The sequence below is a fragment of the Paenibacillus sp. AD87 genome, assembly GCF_001659845.1.
GTDB lineage: Bacteria > Bacillota > Bacilli > Paenibacillales > Paenibacillaceae > Paenibacillus > Paenibacillus marchantiae.
Genome location: NZ_LXQN01000007.1, coordinates 781,434 through 798,789 on the forward strand (window position 1 = coordinate 781,434; position 17,356 = coordinate 798,789).

19 protein-coding genes are annotated in these 17,356 nt (G+C 40.9%); 17 read left to right on the plus strand and 2 right to left on the minus strand.

Annotated features, from left to right (window positions below; translation table 11 throughout):
• Nucleotides 1-23: 23 nt before the first annotated feature.
• From gpAD87_RS03545 to gpAD87_RS03620, 17 genes are all read left to right on the plus strand, one after another.
• Nucleotides 24-500 (plus strand): DUF4280 domain-containing protein, encoded by a 477-nt coding sequence (locus tag gpAD87_RS03545; RefSeq protein ID WP_064636287.1) that lies wholly within the window; start codon nucleotides 24-26, stop codon nucleotides 498-500.
• Nucleotides 501-570: 70 nt separating this feature from the next.
• The gene (locus tag gpAD87_RS03550) at nucleotides 571-3,504 is read left to right on the plus strand and encodes a contractile injection system protein, VgrG/Pvc8 family (protein ID WP_064636289.1); all 2,934 of its coding nucleotides are present in this window, start codon (nucleotides 571-573) and stop codon (nucleotides 3,502-3,504) included.
• A gap of 32 nt (nucleotides 3,505-3,536) precedes the next feature.
• Entirely contained in the window at nucleotides 3,537-4,316 is a 780-nt protein-coding gene (locus gpAD87_RS03555) for a hypothetical protein (protein WP_090810042.1), read from the plus strand.
• A gap of 23 nt (nucleotides 4,317-4,339) precedes the next feature.
• The gene (locus gpAD87_RS03560) at nucleotides 4,340-5,050 is read left to right on the plus strand and encodes a pentapeptide repeat-containing protein (RefSeq protein WP_063568432.1); all 711 of its coding nucleotides are present in this window, start codon (nucleotides 4,340-4,342) and stop codon (nucleotides 5,048-5,050) included.
• 293 nt (nucleotides 5,051-5,343) lie between these two features.
• On the plus strand, nucleotides 5,344-5,589 hold the full coding sequence (locus gpAD87_RS32090) for a hypothetical protein (protein WP_064636291.1): 246 nt from the start codon (nucleotides 5,344-5,346) through the stop codon (nucleotides 5,587-5,589).
• 72 nt (nucleotides 5,590-5,661) lie between these two features.
• The gene (locus gpAD87_RS31715; RefSeq protein ID WP_157258411.1) at nucleotides 5,662-5,817 is read left to right on the plus strand and encodes a hypothetical protein; all 156 of its coding nucleotides are present in this window, start codon (nucleotides 5,662-5,664) and stop codon (nucleotides 5,815-5,817) included.
• Between the two features lie 318 nt (nucleotides 5,818-6,135).
• Complete coding sequence (locus tag gpAD87_RS31345; protein WP_157258412.1) at nucleotides 6,136-6,507, plus strand: hypothetical protein; 372 nt, start codon at nucleotides 6,136-6,138, stop codon at nucleotides 6,505-6,507.
• A gap of 84 nt (nucleotides 6,508-6,591) precedes the next feature.
• Nucleotides 6,592-7,080, plus strand: coding sequence for an immunity protein YezG family protein (locus gpAD87_RS03575; protein WP_064636293.1), 489 nt, complete (start codon nucleotides 6,592-6,594; stop codon nucleotides 7,078-7,080).
• A gap of 531 nt (nucleotides 7,081-7,611) precedes the next feature.
• The gene (locus tag gpAD87_RS03580; protein WP_064636295.1) at nucleotides 7,612-8,760 is read left to right on the plus strand and encodes a suppressor of fused domain protein; all 1,149 of its coding nucleotides are present in this window, start codon (nucleotides 7,612-7,614) and stop codon (nucleotides 8,758-8,760) included.
• 428 nt (nucleotides 8,761-9,188) lie between these two features.
• Nucleotides 9,189-9,605: a hypothetical protein gene (locus gpAD87_RS03585; RefSeq protein ID WP_064636297.1), complete on the plus strand. Its 417-nt coding sequence runs from the start codon at nucleotides 9,189-9,191 to the stop codon at nucleotides 9,603-9,605.
• Between the two features lie 130 nt (nucleotides 9,606-9,735).
• Nucleotides 9,736-11,115, plus strand: coding sequence for a GH-E family nuclease (locus gpAD87_RS32430; protein ID WP_231952433.1), 1,380 nt, complete (start codon nucleotides 9,736-9,738; stop codon nucleotides 11,113-11,115).
• A gap of 19 nt (nucleotides 11,116-11,134) precedes the next feature.
• Entirely contained in the window at nucleotides 11,135-11,551 is a 417-nt protein-coding gene (locus tag gpAD87_RS03595; protein WP_063567249.1) for a hypothetical protein, read from the plus strand.
• A gap of 11 nt (nucleotides 11,552-11,562) precedes the next feature.
• Nucleotides 11,563-11,985 carry a hypothetical protein gene (locus tag gpAD87_RS03600; protein WP_064636299.1) on the plus strand — a complete coding sequence of 141 codons (423 nt, stop codon included), beginning with the start codon at nucleotides 11,563-11,565 and terminating at the stop codon, nucleotides 11,983-11,985.
• Between the two features lie 875 nt (nucleotides 11,986-12,860).
• Entirely contained in the window at nucleotides 12,861-13,442 is a 582-nt protein-coding gene (locus gpAD87_RS03605) for a hypothetical protein (protein ID WP_064636301.1), read from the plus strand.
• A 42-nt stretch (nucleotides 13,443-13,484) separates the two neighbouring features.
• Complete coding sequence (locus gpAD87_RS03610; protein WP_231952434.1) at nucleotides 13,485-14,387, plus strand: nucleotidyl transferase AbiEii/AbiGii toxin family protein; 903 nt, start codon at nucleotides 13,485-13,487, stop codon at nucleotides 14,385-14,387.
• A gap of 126 nt (nucleotides 14,388-14,513) precedes the next feature.
• Nucleotides 14,514-14,972 (plus strand): Imm48 family immunity protein, encoded by a 459-nt coding sequence (gene imm48 / locus gpAD87_RS03615; RefSeq protein WP_231952435.1) that lies wholly within the window; start codon nucleotides 14,514-14,516, stop codon nucleotides 14,970-14,972.
• A gap of 155 nt (nucleotides 14,973-15,127) precedes the next feature.
• Nucleotides 15,128-15,664 (plus strand): RNA 2'-phosphotransferase, encoded by a 537-nt coding sequence (locus tag gpAD87_RS03620; RefSeq protein ID WP_064636307.1) that lies wholly within the window; start codon nucleotides 15,128-15,130, stop codon nucleotides 15,662-15,664.
• A 191-nt stretch (nucleotides 15,665-15,855) separates the two neighbouring features.
• Here the strand turns inward: gpAD87_RS03620 and gpAD87_RS03625 are convergent, their stop codons facing one another.
• Together gpAD87_RS03625 and gpAD87_RS03630 are read right to left on the minus strand one after the other, a co-directional pair.
• On the minus strand, nucleotides 15,856-16,713 hold the full coding sequence (locus gpAD87_RS03625) for an SDR family oxidoreductase (RefSeq protein WP_064636308.1): 858 nt from the start codon (nucleotides 16,711-16,713) through the stop codon (nucleotides 15,856-15,858).
• Nucleotides 16,714-16,851: 138 nt separating this feature from the next.
• On the minus strand, nucleotides 16,852-17,277 hold the full coding sequence (locus gpAD87_RS03630) for an Rrf2 family transcriptional regulator (RefSeq protein ID WP_064636311.1): 426 nt from the start codon (nucleotides 17,275-17,277) through the stop codon (nucleotides 16,852-16,854).
• Nucleotides 17,278-17,356 lie beyond the last annotated feature (79 nt).

Below are 17,356 nucleotides of genomic sequence, written 5' to 3' on the forward strand. Positions count from 1 at the left end.
AGGCCAAAGAGGAGGAAAAAACAATGGCTGAAGCTATTGGTGCTACAAGACCTGATGTTGTGGATGAAGGTGCCGGGGGCCCAACGTATGTTGTGGCAGGAGCGATATTAAGCTGTTCTTGCGGTACGCAGTTAAATCGATTGAAAATCCCTTACAGCCACGGCGTTCATTTGAAGGAAAAAGCACAACTGAATGTGGCCGATGCAACACCCATGATCCACATCATGCCTTTTGGAAATTGCACAAGTCAGTTGAATCCTGTCGTGCAGACCGGCGAATTCGACATTGAGGGCGTTCAGAAAGCACCCTGTATTCCGTCCGTGTCTACACCGTGGATGGATGGCAAAACCGATGTGCTCATCGAAAATGAACCTGCCTTATTAAGCACCTGTATGAACATGTGCCTCTATGGAGGCTACATCCAGATTGAAGATGATGGTCAAGAGCTTGGCGGATCTTCCATAGGCGGCACAACCGGGTTCGGCGGTAACATCAGGTAACGTACATCTTAGAATATAGCTGAGTCCTTTTTTCCGTGTGCTGACATTGCTAGAGGAAAGAAGTGAGACAATGAGTGTAGTGGAAGCGGCTGTGGGTATGGGGAATATCCGATGTATATCTCCATACACGCTGCAGCATATACAAGATTTGCGTATCGAGCGCAAAGCAGGGGATCATGCCCGCCTGTATCTACAAGGCATCATCCCGGAAGAACATCAAGATCGGGATCTGAACATCCTGGCTCAGGATGAAACGGTGTCCCTGGTGGAGATTGGGAATCAGAGGCAGGAAGTACGCAAACTGTTCCAGGGACTCGTGCAGGATGTCAGCATCCGCCGAGTTCAGGGGATATACATATTGGAACTGGAGGCCGTGTCCTATTCCTATTTGCTGGACATTGAACCTCGTATTCGATCGTTCCAGAACAAGGATCAGGACTGCGAAGATGTCATTCGGCAGGTACTGAAAGCTTACCCGAAATCGGATGTCATTGATTATGTGAGTGGAAGTTCGAAGCTTGGGGCCTTGACCCTCCAATATCGGGAGACGGATTGGCAATTTCTACGCAGATTAGCATCCCGGTTCGGCGCAGCGATCATTCCCGAAATATCGGCTGATTCTCCTAAATTATATATTGGGGTGCCAGATGGTCGGTATACGGAACTGCCTGATCAGGCATATACGCTAAGACGGGATATGAGAGCTTTAAAAGAAGCCTGGTCCGTGGGAGCCGTTAGCGTAACCGAGAAAGACTTCACGAGTTACGTGCTGGATACCCATCGCTGGTTGGCGCTCGGAGATACCGTTCTCTTCCACGAAGAAGAACTGAAGGTCGCTGCTTGTACCAGTCGAACGGTAAGGGGCATGCTTCGGCATACCGTCACACTTAGTCCGGAAAGTGGCATCCGGCAAAATGAAATTCGGAACGATGACATTGCAGGGGCCGCGCTGGAAGGGAAGATTATCGGGGTTACCAAAGATACGGTGAAAGTGCATCTGGATGTAGATGCTGACCAATCCGAATCGGAAGCAAGCTGGATGCCGTATTCTGCGGTATATGCCGGAGATGGCGGCGGGTTTTACAGTATGCCGGAAGCGGGCTCCGCTGTTCAGGTGTATTTCTCCAGTGGGCAAGAGAGTGATGCATTTGCGATGGGCTCCGTCCGTCGTGGTAGTCAGCCTTCCCCGAAGACGGCTGATCCAGCCACCAAGAGCTGGGGAACCAACTACGGCAAAGAAATGAAGATGACCGATTCAGAAATGTCCCTGATCGCGACGGAAGGAAGTCTGTTCATCACGCTGGACGGCGGCGGGGTCATGATTCAGAGCAATAGCGGAATTGTAGCATCTGGCGGGCAGGAGATTTCACTGGAGAGCGAGAAAAAGATAGGGATCGAGGCTCAGGAGACGATCTTCCTTCAGTGCGGAGACAGCAGTATGATTCTGGACGGCATGACGGATCTGAAGGGCAGCGAAGTGCTACTGGACGGATTAATCAAAATGCCCGTAACCGTAGAGGATCTGGAGCCGGTACCAGAAGCACCGTTTGTGTCCGAGGTGCAGGTGGAAGAGGAACCGGAAGAGGAGAAAAAAGGCTTCTGGGGTAAAGTGCTGGATGTGACTCAGACCGTGCTGGACGTCGCCGGTATGATTCCGGTCATTGGTGAAGTCGCCGATTTGGCGAACGCGGGCATCTATGCCGCACGAGGGGATTATACGAACGCGGCCTTGTCCGCTGCAGCTGCAATTCCGTTTGTGGGCTGGGCGGCGACCGGAGCCAAGTTCGCGGTGAAGGGTGCCAAGTTAATCAAAAAAGCTGGCAAAGTTATTGACAGTGTTGTAGGTGTAGCAACAAAGATTGCGGATAAAGCGGGTCAGGTAGCGAAGGCGATTGGCGATCTGGCGAACAAAGCCGGAGATGCCATTTCTGGTGCACTAGGCAAGGTCATGACCAAGGCGAAGGGGCTTATGAGCAACTTTAGTCCAGCGGATTTGGCGAATAAGCTAAAAGGTAAGCTGAACGATCTGATGATGAAGTCGCCGAAACTGGCGAACGGACTCAAGACGGCGGGCGGCATGGCGACCGGATTCATGCAGAACTTGCTGATCAGTGAGGCGATGAATTATGGCTTAGAACAACTAAGTCAATATGTGGATTCGGATACAATTACCAAAGCAATGATTCTATTAAGTATGTTGAATAGTAAGTATAAGAAGAATCAGAATCCGGGGATCACATCAAACAATAAAAGCTCTGGGGATTCAGGAAGTTCTAAATCCTCTGGGGATAATAAAGACGGTAAGAAGGATACAAAAGATGGAGAATCTTCAAAAAATGAACCTGGTAAGTTAAATAAGAATGGATTAACAAGTGAGCAAGAGAAGCACTACCGTAACAAAATTGATGAGGCTGAAAAACGTGGTAACAACAAAGCAGCTGATGATGCAAGATATGAACGTTACGTACAGAAACAAAAAAATCTTGGTAAGCAGCCATTGTCCCGAGATAAATGGGACGTAGTCAATGATAGGTTGAAAAACAGTAGTCAACGTGGAGCAACAGAAGAGGGCAAAGGTAGACAGGCTTTAGAAGGCCAATTAGGTCGCAAAATAGAAAATAACAACGAAGCACCAGTTATTAAATATAAATCATCCGAAGGAGTAGAAACACGACCAGACAGCATAGGTCGAAATAAAGAAGGGAAGATAGAGCTAGTACATGATCATAAGCATAAAACTGGTGGAGAGGATCAGGTTATATATAATGACGATCAAATGCGTGCTCAACGTGAAATGATTGAAGACAAAGTAAATGGTCGTCATGTTGTAACAATATCTAGTGATTTGCCAGATTTGAAAGGAGTTCCTCCAAAACCAAGACCCAGTGGGCCGCTAGGGGAACAAAGCGATATTTACTATGTTGACCCTGCTAACGGTAAAACAACGCATCAATGGATAGCTGACCCTGACTTACCAGGGGGAGGTTACTGGAAAAAACTTTAAAGAACACATTAAGAGGAGGTAGGATGTCAGAAGTGAAACCGAATTTATTTAATATATTAATGTATCCGACAGTCAAGTTAGGAGAAAAACAGGCTTTGAATCGTTTATTGGATAATTTTGAATCAAATGATAAATTTACTCCCACTACATGGGGGAATAGTGAAACAACCAGTGTAAGCTACAATCGCGATGAAATTATAGCAAAATCTTTCTATGATATTCCGCAAATATCAGAAGTACATCTCCGACGAGATAAAATTGTTAAATATTCAGGTTACTTTGATTTGAATTCTAACTTACGATCTTTTCTTAAGTTTTCTTTCGATAAATCTATGAATGGTAAGTATAGGAAAGATTTTTTTGAGTTGTCTGATCAGATCGCTGAAACGGTTAAGCCACGTTACGGAGTAACTCATATTTCTTGGCCTGCTGTAACGCCGTGGCAGACTGAAAAAGAAAGAAATCATAAATGGATGAACTTAAGTTCATATCCTGTTCCGGTAAAGTTTTTTCCTAATGGGCCTTTGGGTATCGGAATGAGAACGTACTTGAGTGGAGATATTTTAGAAATGTTTGGTAGAGATGTAATAGTGAAAAGCCCCGCTGTTATTAAAGATTTAAGCTGGGGAGGAATACGAATTGATCTTGTGGAAAATCCTTGGGAATCTGATTTAGAACATCTGTTAGAACGATGGGTGGAAGTCATGGAATATTTGAATCAAGTTGAGGTCATTGCTGTTCCAAACTTTGAAGACAACATGGGGGTTACATTTAACCCAAATAACAAATGGAAGGATTACATGAGAAACTAAAATATTTTCGAAGGAGTGTAACTGTGAGACATATAAAAGACAGAGATGAAGCTTCTGAATTTATAAATAATTACAAATTAAACAAGGAATTGATTGATGACTTGAGAATATCAGAGGCAGATCTCTCATTCTTAGACCTATCTGAAATTATTGCTAAACGCTTATATGCAAACGAAATAAATTTTAGGGCGACATCTTTTGTTGAAGTTTCATTTCGTGACTGTGAATTTATTTCTACCGATTTTGATAGTTGTAATCTTGAATACGCTGATATAGCTGATTGTGTTCTGAGTAAGGCAAACTTTTTTAAGGCTCAAATGAAGAATACAGAAATTAAAATAAGTACATGTACAGATACATGCTTTGATTATACTGATTTCACTAATGGCAGTTTGTACGGATCAGCACTTCAAAAGGCAACATTTCGCTTTTCCAATATGACAGGGATAAATGGTGAAGTTTCTATTTTCGATGAATGCGATTTATGCGGAGCAAACCTTACAAATGGTAATTTTAAAGAAGCAGACTTTATCGGAGCAAACCTGTCGGATGTTATTGCTCTAAATGCAATATTTATAAGTAGTAACTTCAATGGAGCTGATCTTCGTAATGGAGACTTCAGTGGTGCCGATTTTACTGGAGCGAATCTTCAAAATGTAATTTGGAAAGGAGCTAAAGTAGAGGGATGCAAATTCGATGAGGAGATAAGAGAACAAGTAGAAAGACTAATTTGATGCCTATAACAAGTCTGGGGTTTGGAACAGCCTGCAAAAAAAAGAATCTCTTTTATAGATGAAGAAATACTCGAAAAAGACGTATTCAACACTTCGTTATTTTGTTCTATGATTCGGAATATATTGGAAAAATGAAATCAACATTCTCTCGTTATTTATAATAATTGGAGAGTGTTTTTCTTTTGACTACAATAGCCAGAAAAGATGTTTTTAGTCAGTGGTCAGGTGAGAGAGAAGAGGAACCGGAAGAGAAAATGGCTTCTAGAGCAAAGTGATGGGTATCACTCAAAAATGTGCTGGATAAGGCTAGTTTCATTCCGGTTATTGGCAAATGCCAGAGATGCCATCTCTGGTACACTAGCAAGGTCTTAAGAAACGCGAAAAAAGAAGGGGCAAGTAAAGAAGAACTTAAGAAATTAAGGCGTGAACGGAGTAAGCTGGCAAATAAGATGGATACATCAGATGATATTAGTCATAAGTATGATGTATCTAATTTAGAAGGGTATGAGCGAAAAATAGACCATAATCAACCTGTTTAATGTATCGGAATAGCCACCTTGTCCTCTAATATAGTCCGAAATTCGTTAAAAAATTTCGGTTGGGGGCTGAACATGGAAGGGGTACAAGTTTCAATTGACCGTATTGTAGTAGAGTTTACGGATGTATATTGGGATTTCTTTAATCTTTTTCAATTACGTCTTCGAGAGTATTTAAATGCTAACCTTCGTTTGAAAGAAAAGGGGTTTAAGTATCATTTACATGTCTGAGATAGTGGGCATTACCTACACATCTCCTATCAACTTACCTTTGTTCCTAAGTCAAGAAAGAATACGCTAAGAATTGAGAGCCATCCGATAGTTTAGTTCATTTCTATTCATGGCTAAAGCCAATAAAGGATTCCGCCAAAGAAATCCTATTTGTACGATGTGATGTAGCGTTTGATATTCCGTTACCTATATCAATTGTTCACTTTATCACTTACAGGGCGGAATATGCACACTTGGAAAGGGACTCGCTACTCCAATAAGAAACATCAAAAGCAAGTAGCAGGTTACAGTAGAGTTTACGATAAGAAGCGTCAACTGATGAGTCAGCATAGGAAGGTCATTGAGGAGGAGTTAACGAGGTTTGAAATTGTTTATGTACCTGATGAGAAGATACCACTTGAAGCTATCATACAGTTTCCTCCCAAGTTCAACCGGTTTTATCTGTGCACCCATCTGGCTCATCCAGAACGCTTAAAGCCCAAACAACGGGAAAGAGTGAATGGGCTAATGAGCGGAGAACTGCAACAAAAGGATGTTTCGGGTTACTACCGAAGGTTGATTGTAGAGGAAATGCGAGTGAACTTCGATGAGGTAGCGGCGGCACAGTGGAAGGAAGCCATAACACTTCCATGTGCGGTTCTATGTGGTCAGATTAATCATCTTCCAGCACAAGTAAGTCATGCAGGTTAATGTTAAGAGTTCGGCATATTATGAAATTGAAGACAAAGGGGTTTTTGAGGAAAAAATGAAAAATCAATCAGGAGGCTGAAGTAATTGGAGAAAATACTAAACAGTTTATACCAGCAGATAGCGGAAACGGTTAATGAAATGATACAGGAAGATTGGCTAGAATTTTACTTTTATGCTCAAATTTCTGATGATGGTGGAGGTATATATTTTTTCTACCTACCAGAAACGAATCCGGAGAGGTATGAATATAGCCTTGAAATTCCTTTCAAATATCAAGTGAACGAGAGGGAGTTTAAATTAAATAAAAGAAAACTTCTATTATTAGCAGAACAAATGAGAGATATATTTAAAGATAACGGTCAAGAATTATGGTATTCCTTTACTTTAAATTTAGAAAGGACAGGAAAATTAAAAGTTCACTTTGATTATACAAAATGGTTTGATACCAATTATAGTTTTAGTGAACAACTTATCATTTGGAAATACAAATACTTAAATGAGACTCCTCAAGATATGGCCCTACAAAATCTGATAACTAGGTACTCTAAAGAATTTCCGGATGATCCAATTTGATAAATTAGATAAAAGTAAATATTTGGGTTATCTATTGCCAAATGATTTCATCGTATAATCAATAACAATATTACCTAACCAAAATGTAGACTGCGTTTACAGACCATACAATACAATCAACAAACCAAAAATTAAATGATTAAAGCTTTATAAGCGTTAAACTTTCAAGCTCCTTCCCTCTTGAACTATATAGGAGGAATGAGCTTTTTATGTACAGAAAATATACTAGGAAACTAAATGAAATGGCAAACAAGGACAGGAATCTAAGCAGGTATGAATGATTTCATAGAACAGATAGCATAGATAGGGAAAGAAAGCGGGCAAAGTGTTATAGAATATGCTATTGATCCAATAATGGGTTTGGAGAATCTGTATTGGCACCTAATAGAGTAAAAGGACAACATGGAATTGAGGCACTAAGATACGTTGTAGACAAGCTGAAAGAAGTTAAGGAAGCTGGCGGAGATAGGGAATATATGGTTGGAATGCTAAGAATCCTAGGTGACATTGCAAAACGAAGGAGATAATTTTATGACAAATATAAATATTGCTAAAGAACTGCGTTCATCTATTAAACAAGGGGAGGTTGCAAAGGTAACTCAAATTATCGAACATGATTATGAGCTTTTAAATTTTATGACCCCTTTTGGTACGTGGCTTCATGTAGCATCTTCAGAAGGTAAACTAGAAATCGTTAAAAAACTGGTTGAGTTAGGGAGTGATATAAATAGAAGAGGAGGAGCCTATGATGGAGGCGCTCTAAATGAAGCTGCCTCGAAAGGTCATTTGGAAGTTGTAAAGTATCTTCTATCATGTAAGGCAGATATGGATGTTAGTGAACCGGAGAGGAATCCATTATTCGGAGCCATCAGTAATGGCCATGCGGATATTGCTAGATTGTTAATCCAATCGGGAATTGATACAACAGTAAAATACAGTGGTAGTTCTATGAATAATGTAGATGCAATTACTTTTGCTCGAGAACAAGGACAAAATGAAATAGTTAATTTTCTTGAACACAAAAATGGAAACTCTCTGTCCGGAAGAACTATGGAATCAAATGATCATGATTGTATACTTGAGCATATAGCCATTTTTTTTGGTTCCCCGCAGAAAACATTAAGAGAAATTATTCCAGGAAGTAATGTTAGTGTAAATATTCATGTCATACCTCTATCTCAAAAAAATGATTTTTTAACACTGGTAACTACAGGTATGAGCGATGCACCAATGGATGAATCATCGGGTGCAAGTGAATTTAATTATTCAGAATTGATAATTAAGTTACCATCCGAATGGCCAGTTGAAGATTTAACAAATCAATCAGAATATTCTTGGCCATTTTCTTGGTTGCGTAAAACTGCTCACATTCCACATCGATTTGATGGTTGGTTGGCTGAAGGTGTAATTCTTCCTAATGGTGAGCCCCCGCGGCCTTTTGCCGCGAATACAATGTTATCTTGTATAATGGTATCAGGAGTCCAAGAGCCTGGCCTTGAGAGGCTTGTTACCCCACAAGGTAAAATAATTAATTTTTATACTTTAGTTCCAATTTATGAAGAAGAAAGAAATATAGCATTAAAAAATAGCTATGAATATTTACGTGTTAAAATGAATGAAAAGGTCACTGATGATGTAGTGAATATTAACAGACCTAGTATTATCTCGACTCTCCAATAAATCTATGCAAGTAATTAAAATATAATAATTCATTTCTTATGCAAAAATGCAAGCTTAATGTACTATGTATATTTGAAGTTTTAGCGAAATAGTTTCTTCAGGTGATAGAGATATTTCATTAGAACATTTGCGTGTTGAAAACTTAAAGAGGAAACATAAATTACTAGCACGAAAAGCATTCTCTAGTTGTTTGAAGAAAACAGAGAGTGTTTTTTTGTGATGATTGTGGACAGCTCTGGTGACGCGAAGAATAAGAAAAATATGAGATAAAGCTATGGAAGATGCTTCAAATAATCAACCTCCATATACTAAGAAACCAATGCTCCCAAAAATTATAAAAAGCAAGTTCGTAACGAGGATGGCATAAAGACTTATACCTTTAAGTATAAAAATTGAACTGATTAAGGATATCATTGGAGGATACTAAAATGGCCAAATTACAAGCAAATATTCAAGTCAAAATTGATGCAATTGTCAATGAGAGTAACGAGTTATTTCAAAATGGAAAACATAAAGAATCTACTATATTACTGGAAGAAGCCTGGAGTTTAATACCAGAGCCGAAAGGTATCTATAGCGAAAGTTACCATATAGTAAAAGATATTGTTGACACATGTATTCTTTTAAAGGACTTCAATAAAGCCTACGAATGGTCTAAAAATATTTTTATCACAGGATTTATGCGTTTTGATACAGGAGATAAAGAATTTATTTCGGCAAAAGCAGCCTATGCATTAGGGGAGTTTGACCTTGCCAAAGAATTTTTTAGTTTTGCATTTAAAAAGTCTGAAGGTAGATGTTTTGAAGGTAAAGATCCTAAATATCTTGAATTCTTTAAAAATTAAAATATTTCTTGGTTTTGATTGGAAATTAAGTGTAACGTGGAAAGGATAATTGGTAGTAGACATCAAACATTCTCTGGTTATTTGTGATAAATCGGAGAGTGTTTTTTTTTGTTTGACTATGGTTACCCAGATGAGCCTTGTGTCCGAGGTGCAGGTGGAAGAGGAACCGGAACTAGAAGAGGAGAAAAAAGGCTTCTGGGGTAAAGTGCTGGATGTGACTCAGACCGGGCTCGATGTAGCCGGTATGATTCCGGTCATTGGTGAAGTCGCCGATTTGGCGAACGCGGGCATCTATGCCGCTCGAGGAGATTATACGAATGCGGCCTTGTCCGCTGCAGCTGCAATTCCGTTTGTGGGCTGGGCGGCGACCGGAGCCAAGTTCGCGGTGAAGGGCTCGAAGTTGCTGTCCAAAGCAGGCAAAGTTATTGACAATGTGATGGGTGTAGCCAACAAGGTCATGGACAAGGCCGGGCAGGTAGCGAAGGCCATGGGAGACCTGGCAAAGAAAGCCGGGGATACCATCTCTGGTGCGCTAGGCAAGGTCATGACTAAGGCGAAGGGACTCGCGAGCAATTTCAGTCCAATGGATCTAGCGAACAAGCTGAAAAGCAAGCTGAACGATCTGATGATGAAGTCGCCGAAGCTGGCGAACGGACTCAAGACGGCGGGCGGCATGGCGACCGGATTCATGCAGAACTTGCTGATCAGTGAGGCGATGAATTATGGCTTGGAGCAATTAAGCCAATATGTGGATTCGGATACAATTACCAAGGCTATGATTCTTCTGAGTATGTTGAATAGTAAGTATAAGAAGAATCAGAATCAGGGGATCACATCAAACAATAAAAACTCTGGGGATAAGGACAAGAGCAAGAAAGACAAGGATACGGGCAACAAGGATAAGGATGTACCCAAGGATAAGACGAAAGAAAAAGACAAAACGAAGGATGATCCAAACAAACCTAAGCCGAAAGATCAGGAAGCGGATAAATCCAAAGGGAAAACTGGAGACGATTCAAAGGATTCGTCAACATCAGATACCAAGAAGGAACAGAATGTTCCTGAGGGTTATTATCAAGATACAAGCGGAAGATGGCACCGTCCTGGCGGGGGCTATGCAAGTAACAAAGAAGTTGGTTTACCTGAACCAAGTGGTCTCACAAAACGCTTAGAATATATGGGGGATACACCTGGAAAAAGCTCTAGAACTGGTAAAGAAGTAATAGAGCGAATGAAGAAAGAAGATCCACCAAAAATTCGAACAACACGTGATGGAGATATGGAATTTATGGCTAGTGATGAAAAATGGTATCCTATAGATCAAGCAGATATGGCTCATCTAACTGACGCTGTCTCATGGTGGAACAGTAAGGGGAAATATTATGGTGCAAAGTCCCCGGAAGTTAGGGAATGGATGCTTGACTCCGATAATTATGTGTTAGATCATTATAGTTTGAACCGATCTGCAGGTGCGAAGTTAAATGAAACCTATTTGCCACCAGATAAATAATCATTTGGAGGGACTGAAATTGGAACTAGATGATCAAGTGTATGAGCAAATTTTAAAATTGTGTGAAGAGGGAAACACTCTAACTGAAAAAGGACAAATTATTAAAGCTATCGAGAGCTATACAGCCGCTCTGGAACTAGTTCCGTTACCGAAGAACAACTGGGAAACAAGTACATGGATTTATACAGCGTTAGGCGACACTTATTTTCATACGAATAGCTATGAAATGGCAAAGAATAATTTTTATAATGCATTAAACTGTCCAGATGGGATTTCAAATCCATTTATTTTACTGAGACTTGGAGAGAGTTTGTTCGAGTGTGGGGAAATTGATAAAGCTAAGGACTACCTGTTAAGAACTTACATGTTAGAAGGATATAAAGTTTTTTTTAGTGAAGATGATAAGTATTTTGAATTGATTAAAGATATGATTTGAGGAGTATAAATATGGCTGATTTGCAATCACCTATCAAAGAAAACTTTGAAATTCTTGTGAAAAAAAGTGATAAACAATTTAATAATGGTAATCATGAGGAATCTATTTTGTTGTTAGAAGAGGCTTGGAATTTAATACCCGACCCAAAGGGTATATATTGTGAAGAAAGCTATCATTTGGTGAAAGATGTGGTTGCTACTTCTTTAATTTTAAATGATCTTAAAAAAGCAAAGGTGTGGGCGGATAAAATATTTTTAACTGGATTTGATCGCATAGATTCGGGTGATAAGGAATTTATTTCTGGAAAAGTTGCTTTCGAACTAGGTGATTTAGAAACAGCGAAAGAATTTTTCATCATCGCCAATAGGAAATCAGAAGGTAGATGTTTTGGAAGTCCAAAGAATACTAAATATCTCAAATTTTTTAAAAGTTAAAGATTCGATTGAGGTAATAGATATGGAACTTTGTGTAAATCCATGAAAAACACTATTAACAACTCCGCAACACGGAATATTCACTAGTGTTGTGGTTTCTTTATATCCGCTGCAATACGCTGAACAATATAAACATACAGGCGGGGACTTTTGAAAATGCCCCCGCCCACTGCCGAGTAAGTCGCCTATTCATTCAAAAACACATATAACCCATGTTATACCAACATAAAGATTTCTTCATTATGTTTGTACTCACATCAAAATGCTTTAATTTTAATAACCTAAATAACGCTACTTCGTTACATTGAACAAGTTGATTATTTTCTGATACCACCAAAATTTACTAAAAGCCTCTGCCTAATTTCGTCTAGCAGTTCCAATATGGTTTCATATGCGATATCGAGATACAGTTGTTTCGAATGATATGCCTCATAAAATCTAATAGCATATGATTTATATGGATGGATGATGTGGGTGACTGACTTGAAGTTGGACAAGTATTGTATGAGCCGTTAGTGATTAATAGAAACTCCGGTTTGCTATTCGTTCTGAAAGAAGAAGATGGAATACAAGTAGAAGAAAACATGGGGAGTGGAATAATTTTTTATTCAACTATGTATTTGGAAACAGGTACAGAATTTTATATTTTAACAAGTTAGTTTTTGTCTCCAAAAATTCTATAGTACGGAGTGCCAACATTTTAATAAAGAATACACGAAGTTCTATGTTGTGATGACTTAATATAATTAAGATTATGAAAATAGCTGAACAATAAAAAAAGGAAACCGATGAATAATTTAGAAGGTTATTCATAAACTTCGATGACAAATAACGATTACATATAGCATCATAGAGAAATGACAGGGAGTGAGCAAATGGAATTTGAGTTTCATATTACAGTGAATGATTTAACGTTTGAAGAGAAGGAAAGCTTTATTGAACTGTGTCAGGTGGAGCAAGTTAAACCAGTTATGATCGTGCTGGATCAGGGTGAATACATCCATCAGCCGATGATTACAGGCTTAATACATAGTACTGATTTTGATGAAGTGAACAGCATCATTAAACAGATGGTCACAAGGTTCCAAGGTAACGACTTTACAGTTGTACGAACAAAGGTAGAGGTTCCAGCGAAGGAAGAGAAGTATTTTCATCAGCGAATAGTTGCGCATTCTACCCCGTATTTTGAATGGCATGGCAAAGTACAAGTGGATGATGTAGAAAGATTAAAGGAGCTATGTGAAGGCGATGGTGGGCATATTTCAAGGAACTCGCTGAATGCGAATGGGAAAATTAGATTTGTTACGGTCAGAGAATATAATAGTTCTGAAAAATTCTACAGAAGAGTAGAGAAGATACATAATATCTTACAGCAGAACAAGATCGAACTGTTAAAACAGCAATATGAACTCTGCATCTACGACAGCCGGGAAGAACTGGATCGTGGATGGATCTAACCGAATGTTGAGTACGATGAGATGAATAGAGGAGGAGAACAGGTGTCTGGAAAAAATGTAAAATTACATAGCTTGAATGAGGATGAGAGATTCATTGTTGTATTAGAAGCTCTATTGAAGCGCGCTTCTCTCGTGAATAGCCCATTTGTATTAAAAGGAAGTTTGCTGACAAGACAGTATTTGGAGAATCCCAATGTACGTTATGTTGATGACATCGACTTTTTGTATGTAGGTCGAATTGAGACTGAGGACCAGGCCAATGAAATATTTACAGACTGGATGATCCGGGTAACGGAGATGGATCTGAATGACGGTATCGTATTCCGAAGCTTTAGTGAGAATGCTTTCTGGCGCAGAATAGACTACGCGATGGCGGATGATTTTCCTACGGTGAACACGGAGCTTGCCTTTTATATTGATAGTGAACCAAGGAGCGAAAATGAGTATGAAGATGAGGATGAGCTGCATCTTGATATATCCTTTAACCTCGAATTGAATGAGAAGTCTATTGCTCTATCGTACCAACCTATGGTTGGAGAAGCTTTTGTCGTTCCTCACACCGTGCCACTCTCCATTCAAATCGCTTGGAAGCTGCATCAAACGATAGTGAGGCCCCGATTCAAAGACTTGTTTGATTTGCAGCATCTGTTGTCTAACCCGTCATACGATCAACAGGCTCTGCAGGAGACACTACAGACCCTGGTCAACGAGTGCAATATAGACCCAGCAATTACAAGAGAGGATATGAAAAAGGTACTGGTTAACGATCTGCATGATGTGTATTCGAGGTTAAACTACGATTACGACCTGCAATATTATGCAGGAAGTCGCAGTCCTGAAGTGTACTTTATGGAGTTTGTTTCGGAGCTCCGCAAAACAATGAATCACGCCGGGATTAATGGTTACGCGTATGATCACTTACCAAGTTGTACTACGCACAAATAGAGCTTCTCTTTTACAAGTATGCTGAATCATTGTTTGTCTAACCGTAGATGAATTTGAAAGGAACACCCTATCTCCGATACAATGTTCTCATAGAGTCTGAGAGAATGGATCAAATACGGAGCAGAAATGGAGAAATACAATATGACTGAATTTATCAATGCTGACGATATTAATGACGTAATTTTGGCTGCGGCGGCTTCAGAATTGGAGCAGATGGTGGACAAAATATGTGAACTGATCGGCACGCCTTTGGAACAGACAACAGAGCTGGAGCGTCAGGTGATTGCTGCTTTTGGGTTTGGCGCTGTATATGGCATAACCCATCGGGATCAACTCGCGGAGCCCCAGGCTCATGCATTGAGCATCCGTATGCTGATTAAACCGTTTAACTATAGTGAGCAGCAGGCGGTGGATTTTGCCGATGATCTGATCCGGGTGGCTTCAGACCGTGAGGTTCATCCGGTGATGAATACGATTATCCAACGTGGGATTGATGGACACCGCCAATTCAATCAGGAAGACGATGAAGGGTTGGCCCGCAACATTCAGGAGATTTTGGCGGCAGTACAACCGGAAAGAAACTGAAGAAGCAGAGAGTTTCTTTCCGGTTTTCCACTCCATAAGAAGGATCATTAAAATCTCATGGTTATTCCATCGAAAGATTATTCTAACCACGTAGTGGTACGAACCGAAAGTATCTACGCCTAATGAATTATTTACTTGTTTGGGAGATGAGCGCAATGGATCTGATGAAATTAAGCAAGGAACTTTCCTACGCCTTGCGTCACGCCCCATGGGAGTATGAGCTGGAGCTGGACGAAGAGGGATGGGTGGAGATTCCGCAATTGCTGGTGGCTTTACATGAGAGTCCACAGTGGAAGGACGTCACGGAAGCGGATCTGAAGCAGATGATTCAAGCTTCGGAGAAAAAGAGACATGAAATCCGTTCTGGCCGCATCCGGGCATTATATGGTCATTCGACTCCGCAAAAGATATCCAAAACACCTGCCGATCCACCGGAGATACTCTATCATGGCACGCCGCTGCGGTCGGTTGCTTCCATTATGGAACAAGGTTTGCAGCCTCGGCAGAGGCAGTATGTTCATCTGTCCGCAGATATGGATACCGCTAATCAGGTGGGACGAAGACGTGATGACCAGCCGGTAATACTGAAAATTAATGCCGCTCAAGCAGCCAAGGACGGAATTCTTTTCTATCATGGAAACGAAAATATTTGGCTGGCCGATCACATTCCGGCACGGTATATCGAGCAATGATCGATGTAACAGTGATGGAGACTACCGATATCTACATCGGATTTAAGTCGCAATCGGACTGATTTAATTTACAGTTATCCGATCAACTGCTATATCGTTTTAAAGATTGTTTCATAACAACAAAAGGGACACATCCAACATTTGTTGGTGTGTCCTTTTATGATTCGCACTCTATTATCTTCTATTTAAACTTACTTGCCCAAAATGGCTTTAACACCCTCACTCAATGGTTGAGCCGGACGGCCAAGCAATGTCTCCAGTGTATCGCTCTCTACAGCCAGTGCGCCTTCACGGATGGCACTTTGCATATCAACGAGCATGGAGACTACAAAGTCAGACAATCCTGCACCCTTCATGATGTCCGCATACGCGGCATCGTCCACGTTTTGCACGTTGATGTCCTGTCCAAGTACTTCCCCAACAATAGCGGCGAGCTCAGCTTGAGTACGAAGTTTACCAGACAACTCATATACTGAATTCTCATGTCCCTCACCTGTAAGTACTGCAGCGGCAGCATGCGCATAATCACTGCGAGTAGCCCAGCCGACTTGGCTGGCATTAGTTGCATGCACCCAAGGTGCGCCCTGGGTAGCTGCTTGAACGCTGCCTGCTTCATTTTCCAGGTACCAGTTGTTGCGCAGGAAGGAATAAGGAATGCCGGATTCGTGGATAGCCTGTTCTGTGGCACGATGTACTTCAGCAAGTGAAAGGGTGTTTTTCTCCGCATTCACAACGCTGGTATAAGCGATGAATCCAACGCCTGCTTTCTTGGCAGCGTGCACGGCAGCTTGATGTTGGCGAATACGCGTTTCATTGTCACCGTCTGTGGAGATCAGCAGCAGCCGATCCACGCCTGCAAATGCTTTTTCCAGCGTTTCCGGTTGATCGAAATCACCGTGACGAACGTCAACACCTTGAGCGCGCAATGCTTCCGCTTTCTCCGGGTTGCGTACACTTACAGCCAAATCCCCAGCAGATACCGTTTTTAACAGTGCTTCTACGACCAGTGAACCCAAGTGACCTGTTGCTCCAGTAACTAAAATTTTCATTGTATTTTCCTCCTATAAGGTATGTTTTGTGTCTACACTAATGTGAAATGTCAATCTACATGAATGGATGTAATCGTATGTGTTATAACAGGTGTGATTACAACGAAAGGTTTAAAAAAAGCTCGTAATGAGCTTTTTTTATTCAGAGACGTGAACCTGATCCATCATCTGTTGTATCGTTACACGTTTCAAACGCTGCTCCATAGCTAACTGAGCCTCAATAAGTTCGGCGCGCAAGGTTTGTTCGATCATGCTGCCAACAGGACAATTTGGGTTTGGATGCTTGTGGAAGTTAAACAACTCGCCATCCTCCACAACCTCAAGTGCACGATATATATCCAAAAGGGTAATGTCCGTGGGGTCCTTTAACAAAGAAGCACCGCCGACACCGGGTCTGACATCGATCAGGCCGGCCTGTTTCAGCTTGGACATAATGCGCCGAATAATGACGGGATTGGTATTCACGCTTTTGGCGATAAAATCTCCAGTGCACTCATTGGGCACAACAGCGACCAGGGACAACGTATGAACCGCAATGGAAAAGCGACTGCTGATTTGTTTCATGCATGATCACCACCGTTGTAACTATAATAGTTACAAATAAACTCGATGTCAATGATGAATTTCGAAGTAGCCAGGTGTA